This window comes from Burkholderiales bacterium (assembly GCA_035560005.1).
GTDB lineage: Bacteria > Pseudomonadota > Gammaproteobacteria > Burkholderiales > Eutrophovitaceae > DASRFY01.
The window spans coordinates 141,492-161,876 of the sequence record DATMAN010000031.1; the positions used below are offsets into that span (position 1 = coordinate 141,492).

At 66.0% G+C, this 20,385-nt stretch carries 17 protein-coding genes; 7 read left to right on the forward strand and 10 right to left on the reverse strand.

Annotated elements, in window-relative coordinates; translation table 11 throughout:
• Nucleotides 1-25 precede the first annotated feature (25 nt).
• Genes VNM24_04630 through VNM24_04640 form a run of 3 tightly spaced genes read right to left on the reverse strand, consistent with a single transcriptional unit; the run spans nucleotide 26 to nucleotide 5,903 of the window.
• Nucleotides 26-1,471, reverse strand: coding sequence for an efflux transporter outer membrane subunit (locus tag VNM24_04630; protein ID HWQ37889.1), 1,446 nt, complete (start codon nucleotides 1,469-1,471; stop codon nucleotides 26-28).
• Nucleotides 1,464-4,667, reverse strand: coding sequence for an efflux RND transporter permease subunit (locus tag VNM24_04635; protein ID HWQ37890.1), 3,204 nt, complete (start codon nucleotides 4,665-4,667; stop codon nucleotides 1,464-1,466). The genes VNM24_04630 and VNM24_04635 overlap by 8 nt, the downstream gene beginning before the upstream one ends.
• A 15-nt stretch (nucleotides 4,668-4,682) precedes the next feature.
• Nucleotides 4,683-5,903, reverse strand: a complete 1,221-nt coding sequence (locus VNM24_04640) for an efflux RND transporter periplasmic adaptor subunit (protein HWQ37891.1) — start codon at nucleotides 5,901-5,903, stop codon at nucleotides 4,683-4,685.
• A 132-nt stretch (nucleotides 5,904-6,035) separates the two neighbouring features.
• Between VNM24_04640 and VNM24_04645 the strand changes: the two genes are divergently transcribed.
• Nucleotides 6,036-6,704, forward strand: coding sequence for a TetR family transcriptional regulator (locus tag VNM24_04645; protein ID HWQ37892.1), 669 nt, complete (start codon nucleotides 6,036-6,038; stop codon nucleotides 6,702-6,704).
• 51 nt (nucleotides 6,705-6,755) lie between these two features.
• On the opposite strand, the gene VNM24_04650 is transcribed toward VNM24_04645, so the two are convergent.
• Nucleotides 6,756-7,154: a DUF2237 domain-containing protein gene (locus VNM24_04650; protein ID HWQ37893.1), complete on the reverse strand. Its 399-nt coding sequence runs from the start codon at nucleotides 7,152-7,154 to the stop codon at nucleotides 6,756-6,758.
• A 305-nt stretch (nucleotides 7,155-7,459) separates the two neighbouring features.
• Between VNM24_04650 and VNM24_04655 the strand changes: the two genes are divergently transcribed.
• Both VNM24_04655 and VNM24_04660 read left to right on the forward strand, forming a co-directional pair.
• Nucleotides 7,460-8,935, forward strand: a complete 1,476-nt coding sequence (locus VNM24_04655; protein ID HWQ37894.1) for a hypothetical protein — start codon at nucleotides 7,460-7,462, stop codon at nucleotides 8,933-8,935.
• Complete coding sequence (locus VNM24_04660) at nucleotides 8,932-9,594, forward strand: VWA domain-containing protein (protein HWQ37895.1); 663 nt, start codon at nucleotides 8,932-8,934, stop codon at nucleotides 9,592-9,594. Before VNM24_04655 ends, VNM24_04660 begins: the two co-directional genes overlap by 4 nt.
• A 72-nt stretch (nucleotides 9,595-9,666) precedes the next feature.
• Here the strand turns inward: VNM24_04660 and VNM24_04665 are convergent, their stop codons facing one another.
• From VNM24_04665 to VNM24_04685, 5 genes are all read right to left on the reverse strand, one after another.
• On the reverse strand, nucleotides 9,667-10,239 hold the full coding sequence (locus tag VNM24_04665; protein HWQ37896.1) for a GNAT family N-acetyltransferase: 573 nt from the start codon (nucleotides 10,237-10,239) through the stop codon (nucleotides 9,667-9,669).
• Nucleotides 10,236-10,883 carry an MBL fold metallo-hydrolase gene (locus tag VNM24_04670; GenBank protein ID HWQ37897.1) on the reverse strand — a complete coding sequence of 216 codons (648 nt, stop codon included), beginning with the start codon at nucleotides 10,881-10,883 and terminating at the stop codon, nucleotides 10,236-10,238. Before VNM24_04670 ends, VNM24_04665 begins: the two co-directional genes overlap by 4 nt.
• Before the next feature lie 104 nt (nucleotides 10,884-10,987).
• The gene (gene guaD, locus VNM24_04675) at nucleotides 10,988-12,292 is read right to left on the reverse strand and encodes a guanine deaminase (GenBank protein ID HWQ37898.1); all 1,305 of its coding nucleotides are present in this window, start codon (nucleotides 12,290-12,292) and stop codon (nucleotides 10,988-10,990) included.
• Between the two features lie 18 nt (nucleotides 12,293-12,310).
• Nucleotides 12,311-13,480, reverse strand: coding sequence for a pyridoxal phosphate-dependent aminotransferase (locus VNM24_04680; GenBank protein ID HWQ37899.1), 1,170 nt, complete (start codon nucleotides 13,478-13,480; stop codon nucleotides 12,311-12,313).
• A gap of 215 nt (nucleotides 13,481-13,695) precedes the next feature.
• Nucleotides 13,696-13,887 (reverse strand): hypothetical protein, encoded by a 192-nt coding sequence (locus VNM24_04685; protein ID HWQ37900.1) that lies wholly within the window; start codon nucleotides 13,885-13,887, stop codon nucleotides 13,696-13,698.
• A gap of 159 nt (nucleotides 13,888-14,046) precedes the next feature.
• Here VNM24_04685 and VNM24_04690 point away from each other — a divergent pair, with 159 nt between their 5' ends.
• Both VNM24_04690 and VNM24_04695 read left to right on the forward strand, forming a co-directional pair.
• Nucleotides 14,047-14,790 carry a helix-turn-helix transcriptional regulator gene (locus VNM24_04690; protein ID HWQ37901.1) on the forward strand — a complete coding sequence of 248 codons (744 nt, stop codon included), beginning with the start codon at nucleotides 14,047-14,049 and terminating at the stop codon, nucleotides 14,788-14,790.
• A 57-nt stretch (nucleotides 14,791-14,847) separates the two neighbouring features.
• A complete protein-coding gene (locus VNM24_04695) occupies nucleotides 14,848-16,287 on the forward strand; it encodes an aldehyde dehydrogenase family protein (GenBank protein ID HWQ37902.1) in 1,440 nt (479 codons plus the stop codon).
• A 168-nt stretch (nucleotides 16,288-16,455) separates the two neighbouring features.
• On the opposite strand, the gene VNM24_04700 is transcribed toward VNM24_04695, so the two are convergent.
• Nucleotides 16,456-17,445 carry a DMT family transporter gene (locus tag VNM24_04700; protein ID HWQ37903.1) on the reverse strand — a complete coding sequence of 330 codons (990 nt, stop codon included), beginning with the start codon at nucleotides 17,443-17,445 and terminating at the stop codon, nucleotides 16,456-16,458.
• A 503-nt stretch (nucleotides 17,446-17,948) separates the two neighbouring features.
• On the opposite strand from VNM24_04700, the gene VNM24_04705 reads away from it, so the two are divergent.
• Together VNM24_04705 and VNM24_04710 are read left to right on the forward strand one after the other, a co-directional pair.
• A complete protein-coding gene (locus VNM24_04705) occupies nucleotides 17,949-20,066 on the forward strand; it encodes a peptidase domain-containing ABC transporter (protein ID HWQ37904.1) in 2,118 nt (705 codons plus the stop codon).
• 118 nt (nucleotides 20,067-20,184) lie between these two features.
• Nucleotides 20,185-20,385, forward strand: a 201-nt coding sequence (locus VNM24_04710) for a hypothetical protein (GenBank protein HWQ37905.1), incomplete at its 3' end; no start/stop codon positions are given.

Genomic DNA, 20,385 nt, shown 5'->3' on the forward strand with positions numbered 1-20,385 from the left:
GAGGGTCTGGTGCCTTTGATTCCTTCTAGTTCGCGCGGCCTGGGGCACTCGCCGTCTGGTCGGGCCGCGCGGGATCCCAGCCGCCGCCGAGCGCCTTGAACAAGTCGGTGGTGGCGGCGAGCCGGACGCGCTGCGCGTCGATGCGATTGAGCTGCGCGTCGAGCAAGCCGCGCTCGGCATCCAGCACCTCGAGCAGACTGGACACACCGTTGTCATAGCGCAACTGCGCCAGTTTCAGCGCGCTCTGCAGCGCGGTCACCCGCGCCTGCTGCGCCTCCAGAGCCTCGCGCGCCTTGCGCTGGGCGACGAGGGCATCGAGGGTTTCGCGGAACGCGTTCTGAATCGCCGACTGGTATCGGGCGAGCGCCTGCTGCTCGCGCGCCTGTGCCGCTTCGACCCGGGAAGCCGTGCGTCCCGCGTCGAACACGGTCTGTGCGGCGGCCGCCGAGAACAGCCACACGCGGGCGGACGACTTGAAGAGGTTGCCGAGCGATTCGCTTTCGCCGCCGAACAGGCCGGTGAGCGAGATCGACGGATAGTAGGCGGCCCTGGCCTGACCGATGCGCGCGTTGGCGGCGACCAGGCTCTGCTCGGCCTGCTGCAGGTCGGGGCGGCGCTCCAGCAGATCGGAAGGCAATCCTGCGGGCACGGAAGGCGGCATGGCCAGCACGTCGATGGCGGCGCCGCGGTCCATCGGCTGCTCGACGATGGCGCGCGGGCTGCGGCCGAGCAGAACCGACAACGCGTTCTCCTGGACTGCGACCTGCTGCTCGAGCCTTGGCAGCAGCGCTTGCGCCTGCGCGGCCTGCGCCTCCACCTGGCGCAGATCGAACTCCGAGGCCACGCCGGACTGGAAGCGCAGCCGCTGCAGGGCAGTGGAGGCGAGCCGGGTGGAGATGGTGCGTCGCGTCACTTCCACCTGCGCGTCGAGCGCTCGCAGGTTGAAATAGCCCTTCACCACCTCGCCGATCAGGGCGATCCGCACCGCATCGCGGTTGTGCCGCGCGGAGAGCAGTTCGGCACGCGCGGCCTCGGTCGCACGGCGGTACTTGCCCCAGAAGTCGATCTCGTAGGAGACATTGAGCGAGGCCGTGTAGTCGCTGAAAGTCGGATCGCTGCCCGGCGGTGCGCCGAGCGCGCTGTCTTCGCTGGCACGGTTGCGCGAGGCTGCGGCTGCGGCTGACACGCCGGGATACCGGTCGGCGCGCGCAGCGCCGAGCTGGGCGCGGGCCTCGGATACGCGGGCGATCGCAAGGCGCAGGTCCAGATTGTGGACGAGCGCCTCCTCGACCATCTCATCGAGCACCGGATCGCCGTAGCTCTTCCACCAGTGGGACGACACCGGCTCGGATACGCTCGCGACCGGCCACTGCTTGGGTGTGTCGATACTCGGGCGCTTGTAGTCCGGCCCGACAGTCATGCAGCCGGCGAGCGCCGCAATCGCGCCCAGTGCGATCATCCTTTCAAGCATGGCGAGGCTCCAGGTGTCCGGGCGGATGGTGCGGCACGTTCACCACGTTCGCCGCGGCGCTCTTGTGCTGCTCGATCTCGGTGCGGATCTGCGCAGTCGAGCGTGTCTCGGTGAGATGCCGGTCGGTAATCAGCTTGAAGAACAGCGGCACGAAGAAGATCGCCAGGAAGGTGGCGGCCAGCATTCCGCCCATGACACCGGTGCCGACCGCGATGCGCGCGCCGGCGCCGGCGCCGGACGAGAACGCCAGGGGCGCAACGCCCAGGATGAAGGCGAGCGAAGTCATCAGTATCGGGCGGAAGCGCAGCCGCGCCGCCTCGATCGCCGCCGCCGAAGGCGACAGCCCCTCTTCGTTCTTGAGCAGCGCGTACTCGACGATCAGGATGGCGTTTTTCGCCGCCAGGCCGAGCAGGGTGACCAGCCCGATCTGGAAATACACGTCGTTGGTGAGCCCGCGGATCCACACCGCGGCAAGCGCGCCGAAGGTGCCGAAGGGCAGTGCCATCATCACCGACAGCGGCAGCGACCAGCGCTCGTACTGCGCGGCCAGGATGAGGAACACCATGATCACCGCCAGCCCCAGCGCGAGTGCCGAGGTGCCGCTCGACTTCTTCTCTTGGAAGGAGGCACCGCCCCAGTCATAGCTGAAGTCGGGCGGCAGCACCTCATCCGCGATTCGTTCAACGACCTCGATCGCCTGCCCGGAAGACACGCCCGGAGCGCCCTGTCCGAGCAGCTTGACCGCGGGCAGGTTGTTGAAGCGGTCGAGCGAATCCGGCCCCGAGGTGTAGCTCACCTTCGCCAGCGCCTTGACCGGCACCATCTGTCCGGTATTGGAACGCACGTAGAGCTCGCCGATGGAGTCCGGGCTGCTGCGGTACTGCGGCTCCGCCGACATCAGCACCTGCCAGGTGCGGCCGAAGCGGTTGAAGTCGTTCACGTAGAATGAGCCCAGCGTCGCGGCCAGCGTGTCGTAGACGTCGTTGATCGGCACGCCCAGCGCCTTGGCCTTTTCGCGGTCCACGTCCACGCGCAACTGCGGAACGTTGGAGCGCCACAGCGTCTGCACGCCGGCCAGCATCGGATCCTTGTTGGCCGCCGCGAGGAACTGACCCATCGCCTGCGCGAGCGCCTGCGGGCCGCCTTCGCCGCGGTTCTGGATGTAGAACTCGAAGCCCCCGGCGTTGCCCAGCCCGAAGATCGGTGGCGGCGCGAAGGCGAGCACCAGACCTTCCTTGATGTGCGCGGTCTTCACGAAGTAGTCGCCGACCAGCATCCGGGTATCGATGCCCGGGCGCTCATCCCAGTGCTTCTGCGTCACGAAGATCGTCGCCGCGTTGTTGCGGAAACCCCCGCCGATGAAGTCCAGGCCGGTGAACGCCACAGCGTACTCGTTGGCGGGGTTGGACTGGATCGCCTTGAGCACTTCGCCGACCACCCTGTCGGTGCGCTCGAGCGTGGCGCCGTCAGGCAGGAACACCGCGCCGATGTAGTACCCCTGGTCCTCGTCCGGCACCAGGCTGCCCGGGGTGAAGCGCCAGAGCCCGGCGGTGATCGCCACCATGCCGGCGAACAGCGCCACCCCGATCGCGCCGCGCCGGATCATCCAGGCTGCGCCGTCGGTATAGCGGTGCGTGACCCGATGGAACCAGTCGTTGAACCAGCGGAAGAAGCGCCCGGGGGCCTTGTGCTCGCGCTTGAGGATCAGCACGCACAGGCTGGGGGTGAGCGTGAGCGCGATGATGCCCGACAGGACCACGGCGATCGAGATGGTGACGGCGAACTGCCGGTAGAGCTCTCCGGTCAGCCCGCCGAGGAAGGCGATCGGGATAAACACCGCGCACAGGGTCAGCACGATCGCGATGACCGGGCCGCTGACTTCACGCATCGCCTTGATCGCAGCCTCGCGCGCTTCGAGACGCTCCTCGTGCATGATGCGCTCGACGTTCTCCAGCACCACGATGGCGTCGTCGACCACGATGCCGATCGCCAGCACCATGCCGAACAGCGTGAGCGTGTTGATCGAATAGCCGAGGACGAACAGCCCGGCGAAGGTCCCGATCAGCGATACCGGCACGGCGGCGAACGGAATCAGCGTCGCGCGCCAGTTCTGCAGAAAGAGGTACACCACGAGGAATACCAGCGCCATCGCCTCCAGCAGCGTCTTCACCACCTCGCGGATCGACACCTCGACGAAGTCGGTGGTGTCGTAGACGATCTGGTATTCGAGTCCTGGCGGGAAACGCCGGGACAGGTCCTGCACGGTGCGCTCGACTTCCTTGGCGACGTCGAGCGCATTGGCGCCCGGTTGCAGGAAGATGCCGAGCAGCGCCGACTCCTTGCCGTTGACCCGCCCGATGAAGTCGTAGTCCTTGGCGGCCAGCTCCACGCGCGCCACGTCCTTCAGGCGCAGCGCCGAGCCGTCCTGGCTGGAGCGGATGATGATTTCCTCGAACTCCCTGGGATCGGCGAGCCGTCCCCTGGTGGTGATCGTGTAGACGAGTTCCTGGGAGCCGTTGTTGGGCGACTGGCCCACCTTGCCGGCGGCGAATTGCGCGTTCTGCTCGTTCAGCGCCTGCAGCAGGTCCGCCGTCGTCACCTTCAGTTGCGACATGCGATCGGGCCGCAACCAGATGCGCATGGCGTAGTCCTTGGCGCCGAAGATCTGGACATTGGTGGTGCCAGGGATGCGCTTGATCGTGTCGAGCACGTTCAGCGTCACGTAATTCGAGACGTACAGGTCGTCGAAGCGCCCGTCCGGCGAGTTGAACGCCAGCACCTGCAGGAAAGAGGTCGAGTTCTTTTCGACCGTGACGCCCTGCCGGCGCACTTCCTGGGGCAGGCGCGCTTCGGCCTGCTTGACCCGGTTGTTGACGTTGACGGTGGCCTGGTCGATGTCGGTCCCGATCTCGAAAGTGACGTTGATCTCGACCATGCCGTTGGAACCGGAATTGGAGGACATGTAAAGCATGTCCTCCACGCCGTTGATCTGGTTTTCAAGCGGCGCGGCGACGGTCTGCTCGAGCACTTCCGCGGAAGCGCCCGGATAGATCGCGCGCACGGTCACTACCGGCGGCGCGATCTCGGGATATTGGGCGATCGGGAGCACGCGGATGGCGGCCAGCCCCGCGAGCACCATGAAGATCGAGAGCACCGCCGCGAAGATCGGGCGGTCGATGAAAAAACGTGAAAACATCGCGGCGCGTCTCCCTCAATTGGCGCGCCATGCCGGGCCGGCATCCGCGGTTTTCGCGCCTTCCGGCTTCTTCGGCTGCGGCGCTGCCGGCTGCGCGGGAGGCGGCGCAGCGGGCTGCGCGATGCGCACCGGAGAGCCTGGACGCGCCTTGACCATGCCGTCGACGATTACCCGGTCGCCGGATTGCAGGCCGCCCAGAATGATCCAGTCCTCGCCCTGCCAATCGCCGACTTGCACCGGGCGCGGCTCGACGATGCCCTGGGCGTTGACGGTGAGCACGATCTTGTGCCCTGGCCCCTCCAGCACGGCGCGTTGCGGAACCGCGATCGCCTGTGGGCGCGTCGCTCCGGAGAGCTGCACGCGCACGAACTGCCCCGGGCGCAGCAGTTGCTGTGGGTTGGGCAGGACCGCCCGCGCCTCGATGGTCCCGGTGCCGGAGTCCACGCGCACGTCGGTGAAATCGACCTTGCCCGTGCGCGGATACGCGCTGTCGTCGGCGAGCTTGACCTTGACGTCGAACTTCCCGTCTTTGGGCAGAACCAGGCGTCCCTCGGCCACGGCGCGCGTGAACTTCAGGTGCTCCGCCTCCGTGAAGCTGAAGATCACCCAGATCGGATCGATCTGGGTGATGGTGGTGAGCAGCGTCTGCTGCGCTTGTACGAGGCTGCCTTCGGACTGCAGCGCGCGTCCCGAGATGCCGCTGATCGGTGCTGCCACGCGGGTATAGGAAAGGTTCAACCGCGCCTCGGTCACCGCTGCCTGCGCGGCCTTGACGTTGGCAGCCGCGATCTGTTCGGCCGAGACCGCGTCGTCGTAGTCCTTCTGGCTGACCGCCTTGGCTTCCCACAACGGTTTCAGGCGCGCGGCGTCACGGCTGGCCTGTGCCGCGGCCGCTTCCGCGCTGGCCAGTTGCGCTTCGGCTCGCGCCAGGGCGGCGCGATACGGTTCGGAGTCGATGGTGAACAGGCTCTGGCCTGCGGAGACCCGTGTCCCCTCGGTGTAGTTCCACTTCTCGAGAATGCCCGACACGCGTGGCCGCACTTCGACCTCGCGGATTCCCGCAATCTGCCCGACGTATTCATAGGTGGCCGGCAGGTCGCGCGGTTGCACCTCCACGACGTTGACCTCGGGTGGCGGAGGAGCGGACTGTGGCTGCGCCGATGGCTGGTTGCAGGCGACCACGGCAGCGGCGAGCGCGGCCACCAGGCTGCGCTGGGCGACGAGCAGGGCGTTCATTTCGGAGCTCCTTTGTTACGCATTTGTTTCCGGCAGTGCCGGCGGGTGAATGCGGACGAGACAGGCGGCGGAGTTTACATACATGCAGGAATGTATGTAAAGTATCATCTTGCTCTATGCGCGAGGGAGACAGTGAGAAGGACGAAGGAGGAAGCGCAGGCCACGCGCAGCCAGATTCTCGACACCGCGGAGCGGGTGTTCAGCGAGAAAGGCGTGTCGCGCACCTCGCTCAACGACATTGCCGAGACGGCGGGCTGCACGCGGGGTGCAATTTACTGGCATTTCAAGAACAAAGCCGATCTTTTTCAAGCGATGATCGAGCGGGTGGCGCTGCCCATGGAGGAAATGGTGCGCGCCGCCGGCGACGAAACGGCCGAGGACCCGCTGCAGAGGGTACGCGCCGCTTGCGTCTACGTCTTGCGCAAAACTGCTCTGGACCCTCAGGTCCGGCGCGTGCTCGAGATCGCCTTCTTCAAGTGCGAGATCGACGAGGACATCGGCCAGCTGGTCGGCAGGCAGATGGAGTGCAGGGCCGAAGGGATGGAGATGTTTCAGCGCGCGTTTCGTAATGCCGTGCGCCGCGGACAGTTGCCAAGGCACGTGGACGCGCGCAGGGCCACCATTGCCCTCATGGCGTTCATCGATGGCCTGCTCTACAACTGGCTGCTCAAGCCGGAGCTGTTTCCGCTGGCCAAGGACGCCGAGTGGTACGTGGACCTCTACCTGGCGGCACTGAAGCGCTTTCCCCAACCGCGCGCATCTCGCGGCGTGAGGGGGCGGCGGACAGCGGCGCAGCCGTGACGGTTCAGGCGGGTTAATCCGCGCGCATTCGGGATCGGTCGGGCCGCCCGGCTATTGCAGGTCGAGGGCGTGTCTTTTGAGGTCTTCCAGAGACACCACGGCCAGCGCGGCTTCATGCGTGGCCGCCAGAACCACCGGTGGAGCCTTTCCGGCTTGCAGCGCCTCCTTCCAGCGCGTGGCGCACAGGCACCAGCGGTCTCCGGCCTTGAGACCGGGAAACTCGAATTCCGGCACCGGTGTGACCAGATCGTTGCCGCGCTGCACGGAAAAGTCGAGAAACTCCCGGGTCATCTGCGCGCACACCACGTGCAAGCCCAAATCCCGCTGATCGGTGTCGCAGCATCCATTGCGGAAAAATCCGGTCAGCGGCCTTGCACTGCAAGTCTGCAGCGGGCCACCGAGCACGTTGCGCGCGCGGCTGCCGCCGGAATGAGTAGGATCGAAAAGCATGCAGCAGTCCTCCTGGCTCAGGCGCGATGAAATCACCGTTGCGGCTCGCCGACAAGTCCGTGGTCCCAATTGCGGCAGCCCAGTCGTCTCGCAACGACATCGTCACTGCCGATCATAGCGGCCTCTTGCTTTCCGCGCGCAGCGATTAGCCCGCAATAACAGCGACGTAGCGCCAGTACCGGCGAACGCGGCCGCGCTGCGGTGCAGCGCCCCTTTCTGGCCCGCGGGTTGCACGTTTTGTCTTGATTCGACCCGGCGTTCGCCGTCCGCGCTGAACGCGGGACACATCCCTCGAGGGAGGAACCATGGGCTTCTGGGAATCGCTGTTGATCTGGCCTGAGCGCCCGCTGCCATCGCTGCTCGTGCTGCTGGTGCTGGCCATGCCGTTCCTGTATGTCGCACGCGATCCGGTGCACACGCTGATCCGGCGTTTCGCGCGGGCGCTTTGCAATCCGTTGCGACTGGGCGCGCGCTGGCTCTCGGAAACCGCGCTGCGTCTGCGCAACCGCAACCGCGAGGTGCTGTTCGCCCACGGCGGACGCGAGGTGAAGCTCGCCATCGAGCGCGAGTTCGAGCGGGTGACCACGCTGGTGCAGCGGGATCTGGAAGGCTATCCGGCGCTGCAGCGCAGGCTGATGGACCAGATCACGCGCATCGAGGAAGACTACAAGAGAAGCGCCGAAGTGCCGCCACCACCGCCGGAGTGGGTGAAGGCCATCGAAGCCATCGCCAAGATCAAGGCGACCGGAGACGGGGTGGTCGAGCGCATCCTGTCCGACATCCGCGACTCGATCGACGAGATCTACCAGAAGGTCGTGGCGGAATATCGCGGCGCCTACCAGGAACGCCACCATATCCTGAAGGGCTTTCTGCCCTTCTGGCGCTCGGTCAGTCAGACGCTTACCCAGGTGGAGCGCAACATCACCAGTCTGCACGACAGCGCCACAAAGATCGATTCCAATGTTTCCAAGCTGGAGAACATCTTTGCACGCCGTGAACAGGCCGAGCACTTCCTGACGACTTCCGCGACGACGCAGTTCTTCATCGCCGGCCTGGTCATGCTGGTGGCGTTCGGCGGCGCGTACGTGAACTTCAAGCTGATCGCGCTGCCGATGTCGGCGATGGTAGGCGGCGGTGACTACATTACCGAAACCCTGCGCGCCTCGGAGATCGCCGCGCTGGTGATCATTCTGTTCGAGACGCTGATGGGCCTGTTCCTGATGGAGACGCTGCGCTTCACCAGCCTCTTTCCGCTGGGCAACATCACCGAAAAGATGCGCCGCCGGCTGATGTGGGCGTCGCTCGCCATCCTTCTGGTGCTGGCCGGCGTGGAAGTGGCCCTCGCAGTCATGCGCGACCTGATCGTCTCTGCCGACGTGGCGCTGAAGCAGAGCCTGGGGACGGGCGCCGCGGCTGCGGCCGAAAACGGCTGGGTCGGGCGGATCCCCACCTTCGGGCAGATGATCCTGGGCTTCACGCTGCCGTTCGCGCTGGCCTTCGTCGCCATCCCGCTCGAATACTTCGTGAATTCCGGCCGCATCGTGCTCGGCACGGGTCTCGTGCTGCTCATGCGTTCGGGTGCCTTTGCCCTGCGCCTCGGTGCTAATCTGGCGCGCGAAGGCGGAAAGCTGGCCGTCACCCTCTACGACGTGGTGATCTTTGCGCCGCTCGCCATCGAGCGCTGGGTCAACGCCATGCGCGAGACCAGCGCGCGGCGCAACAAGATGCGCGCCATTTCCGGCTTCGGCAAGCGCGCCTCCGGTAGCGAGGAGCTGATATGAGCGCCCGCCCGTGGATTCTGGCGGTGGCGCTCGTACTGTCGGCCTGCGGGCCGAAGGCGAATCACAACCATGCGGTCTTCGTCCTGGTCGACACCTCGGGAACCTATGCGGCGGAGGTCGGCAAGGCCCAGCGCCTGATCAATTATCTGCTGGGCACCCTGAATCCCGGCGATACGTTGGCGGTGGGGCGCGTGAAGAGCCGCAGCTTCAGCGAGAAAGACATTGTCGCCAAGGTGAGCCTCAACACCGATCCGCTGCAGGCCAACCAGCAAAAGCGCATGTTCAGCGAACAGGTCGCGGCCTTTACCAGAAACGCCCAGAACGCCCGCGGCAGCAGGTACACTGACATCACCGGCGGCATCATCCAGGCGGCCGAGTTTCTCAACGAGACCGGCGCCGGTCGCAAGACCATCATCGTCTTCTCCGACATGCAGGAGGAGCTCGACTACAAGACCGTGCGCGACTTTCCGATCAAGCTGGATGGAATCCGCGTCATCGCGCTCAACGTGACCAAGCTCGAGACCGACAACGTCGATCCGCGCCGCTACATCAGCCGGCTGGAGTGGTGGGAGCGGCGCGCCCGCGCCGCCGGCGCCGCCGAGTGGCGCGTGGTCAACGACATGGAGCACCTCGAACGCATCTTCCAGAAGCGCGGCTGAAGGTTCGGAAGCAAGCCGGGAAAGGCCCGGCGCAGACATGCCTTTGCGTCGGGTCCCTCTTTCGATGCCGCGTTAGCGAAAGATACAGGAAGTCGCCGCCGGCGGCACGCCAAAGGCGACGATCCAGTACGCTCTCCCCTCGAACCGGAAGTCGCCGACCAGGCTCATCCCCAGGCCGTCCACGTGCGCCGAGAACGAGCGCGTGTTGGACTTGCCGATGAAGCAGGCAGCCACTTCGAAACGCCCCCGGATCTCTTCCTTGAGCTGCCCGATCAGCCCGCGCAGGATACCCTTGCCGCGAAACGCGCGCGCCACGCAGACCGGTCCGTAGATGCAGCATGTTGCGTTGTCGAGGGGCTTGCCGAGATACGACAACTTCTGGAACTGCTGCCTCATCGCCTGCAGAGTCGGTATGTCCGCGCCAAATGACCGCGGCGCGCAGCAGGCATAGCCCGTCAGTACACCGTTTGCCTCCGCCACCGCGACTGCGCCGCCGGCGTTCATCTCGCCAAATTGTTCCGGGGAGAACTGCGCGGACAGGTAGCCGTCGCGCTTGTCTTCCTCCTCGAGCTTCCATGCCAGATTGGCGTCCTGCAGTGCGATTACGGCAGGCCAATCGTCGTCGCGCGCACGCCGGAAATTCATGGAGTGCGCACGCGGTCGGCGACGAAGGGGTTGGTTCTGCGCTCGGCCCCGATCGTTGACAGCGGACCGTGTCCAGGCACGAAGGTCACGTCCTCGCCGAGCGCCCACAACTGCGTCGTGATGGAGCGGATCAACGTGTCGTAATCGCCGCGCGGGAAGTCGGTGCGGCCGATCGAACCGCGGAACAGTACGTCTCCCACCAGGGCGAGGCGGCTCTGCGGATGGAAGAACACCACGTGGCCCGGCGTGTGTCCCGGGCAATGGCGCACCTCCAGCGTGACGTTGCCGAACCGGACGCTCTCGCCGTCGTGCAGATACCGATCGGGAACGAACTTCTCCAGCCGGGGGAAACCGAACATGCGTCCCTGCTCGGGCAGCCGGTCGATCCAGAACTGGTCGTCCTCGTGGGGGCCCTCCACCGGCACTTCGAAGCGCGCCTTCAACTGCGCCGTACCACCGCAATGGTCGATGTGCCCGTGGGTGAGAAGAATCTTCTCGAGCCTCGCCCCGGCTTTCTCCAAGGCGCCCACGATGCGATCGAGATCTCCGCCGGGGTCGACCACGGCGGCCGTACCGGTTTCCTCGCAGAGCAGCAGCGAGCAGTTCTGCTGGAATGGCGTGACGGGAATGACGGTGACTTTCACGGCGCGAAATTCTACGCGCAAGGAGCGAAACGGACAGCCGACACGAGGACTCCGCGAAGCCGCTTCGCGGTGCCCGACTCCGGGCGGCGTGCGCGCTTGCGGTATCAGCCGCGCAGGCGCACGGGCTCACCCATCACGTATGTGGCTTCGACGTTGCGCTCGTCTCCGAGCATCATCAGGGCGAACAGCTTCTCCTGGAGCGTTTCGGCGGCACGCACGCGGCGCATCATGAGCGGGGTGGAGTCCAGGCGCAACACCACGAAGTCGGCTTCCTTCCCGGGAGCGAAATTCCCGATGTACTCGTCCAGTGCCAGTGCCCGCGCACCGCCCAGCGTGGCCAGGTAGAACGCCTGCCACGGTGAAAGGCGCTGCCCGCGAAGCTGCGCGACCTTGTAGCCCTCGTGCATCGTGCGCAGGAGGCCGAAGCTCGTGCCGGCGCCCACATCCGTACCGAAGCCCATTCGCATTCCGGCGCGCATGGCGGCGTCGAAATCGAACAGCCCGCTGCCCAGGAAAAGATTCGAGGTCGGGCAGACAGCGGCGGCGGCCCGTGCCTCAGCCATGCGCCGGCGGTCCTGCTCGTCGAGATGGATGCAGTGGGCATACACCGCACGCTCGCGCACCAGCCCGAAGCGATCGTAGACGTCGAGGTAGCTTCGGCTCTTCGGGAACAGTGTGCGCACCCACTGGACTTCGCGCACGCTTTCCGCGAGATGGCTCTGGATGTGCACGTCGGGATGTTCGGCGGCGAGCTGGCCGGCCAGCTCGAGCTGCGCCTCAGAGCACATTCCGGCGAAGCGGGGCGACACCGCATAGCGAAGGCGCCCGCACCCGTGCCACTTCTCGATCAGTGCCGCGGAGTCGCGGTAGCCGCTTTCGGGGGTGTCGCGCAACGGTTCCGGACAGTTGCGGTCCATCAGCACCTTGCCGGAGATCAGCCGCAGATTGCGCGCAAGCGCGCGCTCGAACAGCGCCTCTACCGACGCGACATGTACGGTCGCGAAGACGAGTGCGGTGGTGGTGCCGTTGCGCAGCAGCTCTTCGAGAAAGAAATCGGCGGTTTCTCGGGCGTGGGCCGGATCGCCGAATCTGTGCTCTGCGGGCAGGGTGTAGCGCTCCAGCCAGTCGAGAAGCTGTGCGCCGTAGGAGGCGATGACGTCGACCTGCGGGTAGTGAACGTGCGTGTCGACGAACCCCGGGACGATCAGCCGGGCACGATAGTCCGCAACCGCGGTGCCGGCGGGCAGCGCCGGCAACAGCTCGGCGGCGGGTCCGGCCGCCTGTATCCGGCCGTCTGCCACCACCAGCAGCCCGTCCTCGAAGAAGCGGTAGGCGTGCGGATCGTGGCCCTCGCCCGGATCGGCAAGGAAGTGCAGGAGCATGCCGCGAAAGGCGTGGGGCGCAGACACGGAAGCACCGCTTCCTGACTAGCGGTGCAACGCGCGCCGGAGCCGGGCGACGCCCTCTTCCAGCCGCTCGTCGCTCGCCGCAAAACACCAGCGCACGAAACCTTGCCCTTCCGCGCCGAACGCGATGCCCGGCGCGAGCCCGAGGCCGGCTTCGCAGACCAGGCGCTTGCAGAAGCCCAGGCTGTCGGCGGCGCCCGAAACGCGAAAGAACGCATACATGGCGCCTTCCGGTGCGGGGGCTTGCACGCCGGGCAGCTCGCGCAGGCGCGCGAACAGGAAATCGCGCGCGTGCCTCAGGCGCGCGTTGAAGTCGCGAGGCACCTGCTCGCCCCGTTCGATGGCGGCCACACCTGCGCGCTGCACGAACGCGGGCGCGCACGACGTGTTGTACTCGATCAGCGTACTGATGCTCGCCGTCAGCGGCTCGGGCATCACGACCCAGCCCAGCCGCCAGCCCGTCATCAACCAGGATTTCGAGAACGTGTTCGTGCTGACCAGCCGGTCCTGCGGGTCGGCGATATCGAGAAACGAGGGCGCCACGCCCGAGCCGTTGCCGAAGTACAGGCGCTCGTAAGCGTCGTCGGCCAGGATCCAGATACCGTGCCTGCGGCAATGTTCCAGGACCGCTCTGAGCGCCTGCTCGTCGATGGTCCAGCCGGTGGGATTGTTCGGAGAATTGATGTAGACGGCGCGGGTGCGGGGTGTCAGCTCGCGCAGCAGCCGGTCGAGATCCAGCGTCCAGCCGGCCGTGGAGAAGTCGAGCGCAAAGGTTGCTGCGTCCGCCCCCAGGATCTTGGGGATCTCCACCAGATTGGGCCACACCGGCGTGACGATGACGACGCGATCCCCGGGTCCCACCAGTGCCTGGGTGGCGAGCATCAGCGCCGACATGCCCGAGTTGGTGACCGCGACGCGCTCGACCGAAATCGGCCGGTGCAACCGCGTGAGGTAGCGGGCGATCGCCTCGCGCAGCGCCGGGATGCCGAGGTTGTGCGTGTAGAAGGTCTCGCCGGCATCGAGCGAGTCGATCGCGGCCTGCCGGATGAACTCCGGCGTCACTTCGTCCGGCTCGCCGAACCAGAACGCGACGACGTCGTCCTTGCCCATGCCGGCGTTGGCCACTTCGCGGATCTTCGAGGAGCGCAGCGCCTGCACGGCCGGCCGCGCGCCCAAGGACAGGTGCTGCATGTTCGGTATTGAAAGGAGTGAGCGGCAATTTTCTCACGTGCTGGCGTGATGCCCAACTGCCCGCGGGCTTTCGGAGAATGCGGCGCGAACCGGGAGTGAAGGCACGCAGGAACCCCGGGGCGGATCTGCAAAAAAATAGGCCGGTCATCCTTTCGGATGCCGGCCTAAGAGAGGCGGGGCAACTGCACCTCCCTTGACCCCGCCGCTAGGGGTAGCTATGGCACGAGAGCCTCTTCTTCTTCGGGAATCAATCCGATTCGCCGCCGCACGATCTGATCCATCCCGGTCGCGCTTCGATGCAGCGCGCTCAGCAGCAGGTCTTCCCGGGGCGAGGCGACCTGGGCGGGGCGATTGCGTGCGATGCGGTCGATGGCGGCCTGAAAGGCGGAAGCGAGTGTCTGCGTCATTTGTTTTCTCCCTGTTCCGTAGGTCCGCCACCGCGGCGGCCTTGGTGCGCATCCTTGCGCAGTCGCGCCGCGCCAGTAAACGGCGGCGAGAGGTGTTGATGCAGCCGCGCCTCCCGGTATCAAATACCGCTACTTTTCGCCGCTAGCCCGGAGGTGACTGTGTCCCAGGCCGAAGCGCTCGTCGAGGCGCTGAAGAAGGTCTTGCGCGCCCGCAAACTCAATTACGCGCAGGTCGCGCGGGCCCTCAAGCTGTCGGAAGCGACCGTCAAGCGCATGTTTTCCAAGAACGATTTCTCGCTCGACCGCTTCGAGGAGGTGTGCAAGCTGGCCGATGTGACAGTGGCCAGCCTGGTGCGCGACCTGGACAGCGCCAATACCTACATCTCCAGCCTGACCCTGGAGCAGGAAAAGGAGATCGTCGGCAACCCGAAGCTGCTTTTGGTGGCCGTGTGCGCGCTGAACCACTTGACGCTGGAGCAGATCGTGGACATCTACGACGTGAGCAAGACCGAGTGCATCCAGTTGCTGGTCAGGCTCGACCGCATCCGCTTTCTCGAACTGCTGCCCAACAACCGCATCAAGCTCAAGGTCTCGCGCACCTTTTCCTGGCTGCCCAATGGCCCGATCCGCCGCTACTTCCTGGAGCGGGCCGAGCGCGAGTACTTCCGGTCCAACTTCGACCGCGACAACGAGCACATCGCGGTCATCAACGGCATGCTCTCCAAGTCGGCCAGCGAACGCATGATCGCCCGGCTGCGGCGGGTGGCGGCCGAGTTCGCGGAGCTGCACGAGGAGGAGAAGAATTTGCCGCTTGGCGCGCGCAAGCCCTCCACCCTGCTGCTCGCGATGCGTCCCTGGGAGCTGGACGCATTCCGCCAGTTGCGCCGCAAGAAGAAAAGCTGATTTGACGTCGACTTCTGCGCTTGGCTAGCATCGCGCCCTTGACCAGAGAGGACACCAATGGCTACCCGGTTTCTGAACTACATCGCCGGCGAGTGGGTTGCCGGCGCCACCGCGTCCAGGGACATCAACCCGTCGGACGTCTCCGATGTGCTCGGCGAATACGCGCAGGCCGACCAGAAGCAGACCGAGACCGCCATCGAGGCGGCGCGCGCGGCCTTCCCTGGCTGGGCGGTGTTCAACACCCAGTCCCGGGCCGATCTGCTGGACAAGATCGGCTCGGAGATCCTCGCGCGCCGTGAGGAGCTGGGCAAGCTGCTCTCGCGCGAGGAAGGCAAGCCGCTCGCCGACGGCATCGGCGAGGTCGTGCGCGCCGGCAATATCTTCAAGTTCTTCGCCGGCGAGGTCCTGCGGCGCGCCGGCGAGCTGCTGCCCTCGGTGCGCCCGGGCATCGAGGTCGAGATCACCCGCGAGCCGGTGGGGGTGGTCGGCATCATCTCGCCGTGGAACTTCCCCGCCGCGATTCCCGCGTGGAAGATCGCGCCCGCGCTCGCCTACGGCAACTGCGTGGTGTTCAAGCCGGCCGATCTGGTGCCCGGCATGGCACACGCCATCGCGCAGATCATCGCCAACGCCGGTGTGCCCAAGGGCGTGTTCAACTTCGTGATGGGCCGCGGAAGCGTGGTTGGCGAGACGCTGGTCAACGACCCGCGGGTGGACGCCATCACCTTCACCGGCTCGGTGGACACCGGCCGCAAGGTGGCGGCGAAGGCCGTGGCGCGCATGGCCAAGGTCCAGCTCGAAATGGGCGGCAAGAACCCGCTGGTCGTGCTGGACGACGCCGATCTGAAGACCGCGGTGGAATGCGCGGTGAACGGCGCCTTCTTCCAGACGGGGCAGCGCTGCACGGCGTCTTCGCGGCTCATCGTCACCAAGGGCATCTACGACCAGTTCGTCGCCGCCATGATCGAGCGCACCAAGTCCTTGAAGGTGGACCACGCGTTGAAGCAGGGTACCGAAGTCGGGCCGGTGGTGGACAAGAACCAGCTCAACCAGGACCTCTTCTACATCGAGGAGGGCAGGAAGGAAGGCGCGAAGCTCGCCTTTGGCGGCAGCCTGCTCAAGCGCGAGACCGAAGGCTTCTATCTGGAGCCCGCGCTCTTCATCGACACCGACAACAAGATGCGGATCAACCGCGAGGAAGTGTTCGGTCCGGTCGCGACCGTCATTCCCGCCCGGGACTACGAGGAAGCGCTCGCCATCGCCAACGACACACCGTTCGGCCTTTCTTCCGGCATCTGCACTGCCTCGCTCAAGCATGCGGCGCACTTCCGCAGGAACAGCCAGGCCGGCATGGTGATGGTGAATCTGCCGACCGCGGGCGTCGACTACCACGTGCCGTTCGGCGGACGCAAGGGTTCCAGCTACGGCCCGCGCGAGCAGGGTCGCTACGCGCAGGAGTTCTTCACCGCGGTCAAGACGAGCTACGTGCTGGCCTGAGCTGCCTCACTTCTCGTCAGGCGGGCCGGCGGCCGTGGCGAGGTGTTTTCCTGCCGCAACTTCTCGACGTTTGACCTCGCAACGCGCTCGAGGCGGTGCGCGCTGCCTCGGCCATGGTGGGAGCTCATGCCGGTTGTTTGCGCACGGCTCGCACGTCGATGACAAGCGCTAGACACCGCGGCTCCTTTGCCGGCTCGCGAGATGGATGCCGGCGACGATGAGCGCCAGCCCCACCGCGTGATAGACCTGCGGCGTCTCGCCCAGCAGCAGGGTGGACAACGCCCCGGCGAAGATCGGCGTGAGATTCGCGAAGTAGATGGGCAGCACCGCCCCGACTCTCGCCACCCCCCGCGCCCAGGCGTAATAGGCCACGAGCGAGGGAAAGATTCCCACGTAGGCCAGTGCGCCGATCGTCGTCGCATTCCAGGTGATCGGCACCGAGCCCGTCACGGCCTCGGCCGCCGCGAGCGGCGCGATCGCGATCGTGCCCACCACGATCTGCGCCGCCAGAAACGGACCGAGCGAGATGTCCGGGCGGCGCGTGCGCAGCAGCCAGGTGTAGAACGTCCACGTGAGGTTGGCGGCGAGCATGATCAGATCGCCCGGCGCGAACTGAAAAGCGAGCAGGCGCGCCGGTTCGCCGCGCGCCAGCACCCACACCACACCTGCGAGCGACAGCGCGGCGCCGGCCCACTGCCCGCCGCGCGCCGGCTCGCCGAAGAAGAGCGCGCCGGTGGCCAGCACGAACACCGGCATCGAGGCGGCGATCAGCGTGACGTTGATCGCGGGCGAAGTCTGCAGGGCGAGGTACTGGAAGGTGTTGTAGCAGCCGATGCCGAGTGCTCCGACCAGAGTGACCAGCTTCCAGTGCGCGACGAGCGCGCGCCGCTGCGCCCACAGTGCCGGCCAGACCCAGGGCAGAAGCACCGCCGCCGCGATCAGCCAGCGCGTGAACGAGAGCGCCAGCGGCGGAAACAACCCCACCAGCGCGCGTCCGACCACCGCATTGCCGGCCCAGAACAGCGGCGGAAGCGTGAGCAGCACCGCGGTGCGCAGATCGAGTGTCGTGCGCCGGCTCGCCATGCCCGCGCCCTCCGACGTGACACTCGGCGAGCTTGCTTCATGCGCGGGCGATTCCTTTTCCTGAGACTCAGCCATGTCTGCCTGACCTGACCACCCTCCTCATTTGGCGCGCAACGCCGCCGCAACGAGAGGGCAGAATCAGTCGTCTTCCCTCTCGGGAACGGGGGCGCATCCGGGCCTTGTTTTCATGGTCCAAGCCGTCGCGCTGCAAGCATCCTCGGTAGGGTCGGCGAAAGCCGAGCCGTTGGCAAGAACGCGCCCCATCTCTTGAGCGCGTATGCGTCGAACATGTCTGAATGCGTTTGTCATCGTTCGCGTGCTTCGCCATTGCCGTCAGCTTGTAAGCGCAACGCGATGATTTGTGGCGCGATTTTTCGAATCTGTCATTTTGATAGATTTGCCTTGCGCCACGGATTGCACTAGCGTTTGCTCAAAGGATACGCAGTACGCGGGCAGCACTGCCGCGATCCGGCCGGGCACGGAGCCCGGAGGGGCAAAGGGAGGACGCGGCGCCGTGGGGTACGCCAGCGTTCGAGGCGACAACAAGAAGAAGAACGGAAGGCGAGGAAGCGGGCGGCATGGATCGATACCACGGGGTGCCCATCGGCGCCGCGGACCTGGTGTGGGCGCTGGGCAGCCTCGCACGACTGCATCGCAGGCCATTCGACGCGGAGTTGCTGCTGCAGCAGTTCCCGCCACCGTATTGCATCGAGTCGCTCGTCGCCGCCTGCCGCGCGCTGGGCCTCAAGGCCATCATTTTCCACCGGAATCTCGCAGCCGTATCGCGAAGCGACTTGCCCTGCGTGGCGATAGTCGCCGGCAACGAGCAAAGTCCATCGGCGCAGACCACGACTGCGCAACCCACAATGGGCTTGGTCCTGCTCACCGCGCTGGACAGCCAGAGGGTGCAGTACTTTGCGCCGAGTTCCGGCGCCGCGCTGCTCGCGGCGCGCGCCGACTTCGAGCGCCTCTTCAGCGGGCAGCTCATCCGCGTGAACGCGGTCCAGCCGCGGCCCCGGGATGCGGATGCGCTCGCGCAGACCCGGCCCGCATTCGGCTTGCGCTGGTTCGTCCCCGAGCTGCTCAAGCATCGCAAGATCTGGCGCGACGTCCTGACCGCCTCACTTTGCATCCAGGTCCTCGCGCTCGCCACGCCTTTGTTCACCCAGGTCATCATCGACAAGGTCGTGGTCCACCGCACGATGAGCACGCTTGCCGTGGTAGGCGTCGCGCTGGTGATGTTCCTGCTCTTTTCCGCGGCGCTGTCCTGGGTGCGGCAATATCTGATCCTGCATACCGGGAACCGCGTCGATGCCGTGCTCGGCAGTCAGGTCTTCGAGCACTTGTTGAAGCTTCCGCCGCGCTACTTCGAGCGAAGACCCACCGGGGTCGTCATCACCCGCGTGCATGCGGTGGAGACGATCCGCGAGTTCGTCACCGGCGCGGCGATCGCGCTGGTGCTCGACCTGCCGTTCCTGATGGTGTTCCTGGTCATCATGTTCTGGTACTCGTGGTTCCTCACCCTGCTCGCTGTCGGCTTCCTCGCTGCGATCGCGGCGATCAGCCTGGCAGTGGTGCCTGCGTTGCGTGCGCGGCTCAACGAGCAGTTCCTGCTCGCGGCACGCAACCAGGCGTTCCTGACCGAATACATCTCCGGCATCGAGACCGTGAAGTCGCTGCAGATGGAGCCACAGTTGAAGCGCACCTTCGGCGATTACCTGGCCGGGTATCTCAAAGCCGGCTTTCGCACCCGGCAGCTCTCCAACACCTTCAGCGTCGCCGCTGCCGCGCTCGAGCAGCTCATGAACGTGTCGCTGCTGTGCGTGGGCGCCTGGTACGTGATGAACAACGTCGGCTTCACCATCGGCATGCTGGTCGCCTTCCAGATGTTCGCAAGCCGCCTGTCCCAGCCGGTCATGCGCATCGCGAATCTCTGGCAGGAATTCCAGCAGGCCGCCATTGCCGTCAAACGGCTGGGCGATGTGATGGACGCGCCGGCGGAGCCGTATTCGATCGTCCCGGCCCGCGAACGCAAGGCGCAAGGACGCATCGAGATCGAGAACCTTTCGTTCCGGTATGGCGAAGACCGGCCGTATCTGTATCGGGGCCTCAACCTCGTCGTCGAAGCCGGCCAGTGCCTCGCGATCCTGGGTCCCTCGGGCTGCGGCAAGAGCACGCTGGCGAAACTCCTGCAGGGCTTCTACCAGCCCACCGAAGGCGCGATCCGCATCGACGGCCACGACATCCGCCATCTCGCGGCCAACGAACTCAGGAGCTATTTCGGCGTGGTGCCGCAGGAGACCGTGCTCTTCTCGGGCACGATCTACGACAACCTGGTCCTCGCCAATCCGCTCGCCGGCTTCGAGGAAGTGATCCAGGCCTGCAAGCTGGCCGGGATCCACGAAGTGATCGAATCCCTGCCACAGGGCTATCAGACCGAGATCGGCGAGCACGGCGCCGGTCTGTCCGGCGGCCAGAAGCAGCGCCTTGCCATCGCCCGCGCGCTGCTCAAGCGCCCCAGGATCCTGATCCTGGACGAGGCGACGAGCCACCTGGATCAAGAGACGGCCCGCGGATTCTGGGAGACCGTCAATCGATTCGCGGGTCAAGTCACCATCCTGCTCATCGCGCACGAGCCCCCGGCGGGATCTTGCGCAACCGCGGAGATCCGCCTCGATGCGGGTGAACGGCCGTGATGCTTGGCGGAACGAGGCAGCGGATCGATGCGTCCGGGCAACGCCTGACCGCGCGCAGGGGCCCTGAAGCCGATCGACGCAACAGCGAGCCAAGCCCACCCGAACGGAGCTCTCTCTCATGAGGTTTTACTCCATCGGCCTCTTTAGCGTTGTCCTGCTGGCGGTGATCTATTTCGTGGGCACCTGGGTGCTGGTTGCCTTTGGCGCCTGGCTCAGGCGGCGCTGGAAGCGCGCGTGGTGGGCGATGGTGCCGCTTTTCTTGCTGCTCTACATCGCTCCGATCGCCGAGGAGCTGTGGATTGCCTGGAACTTCGGGCGG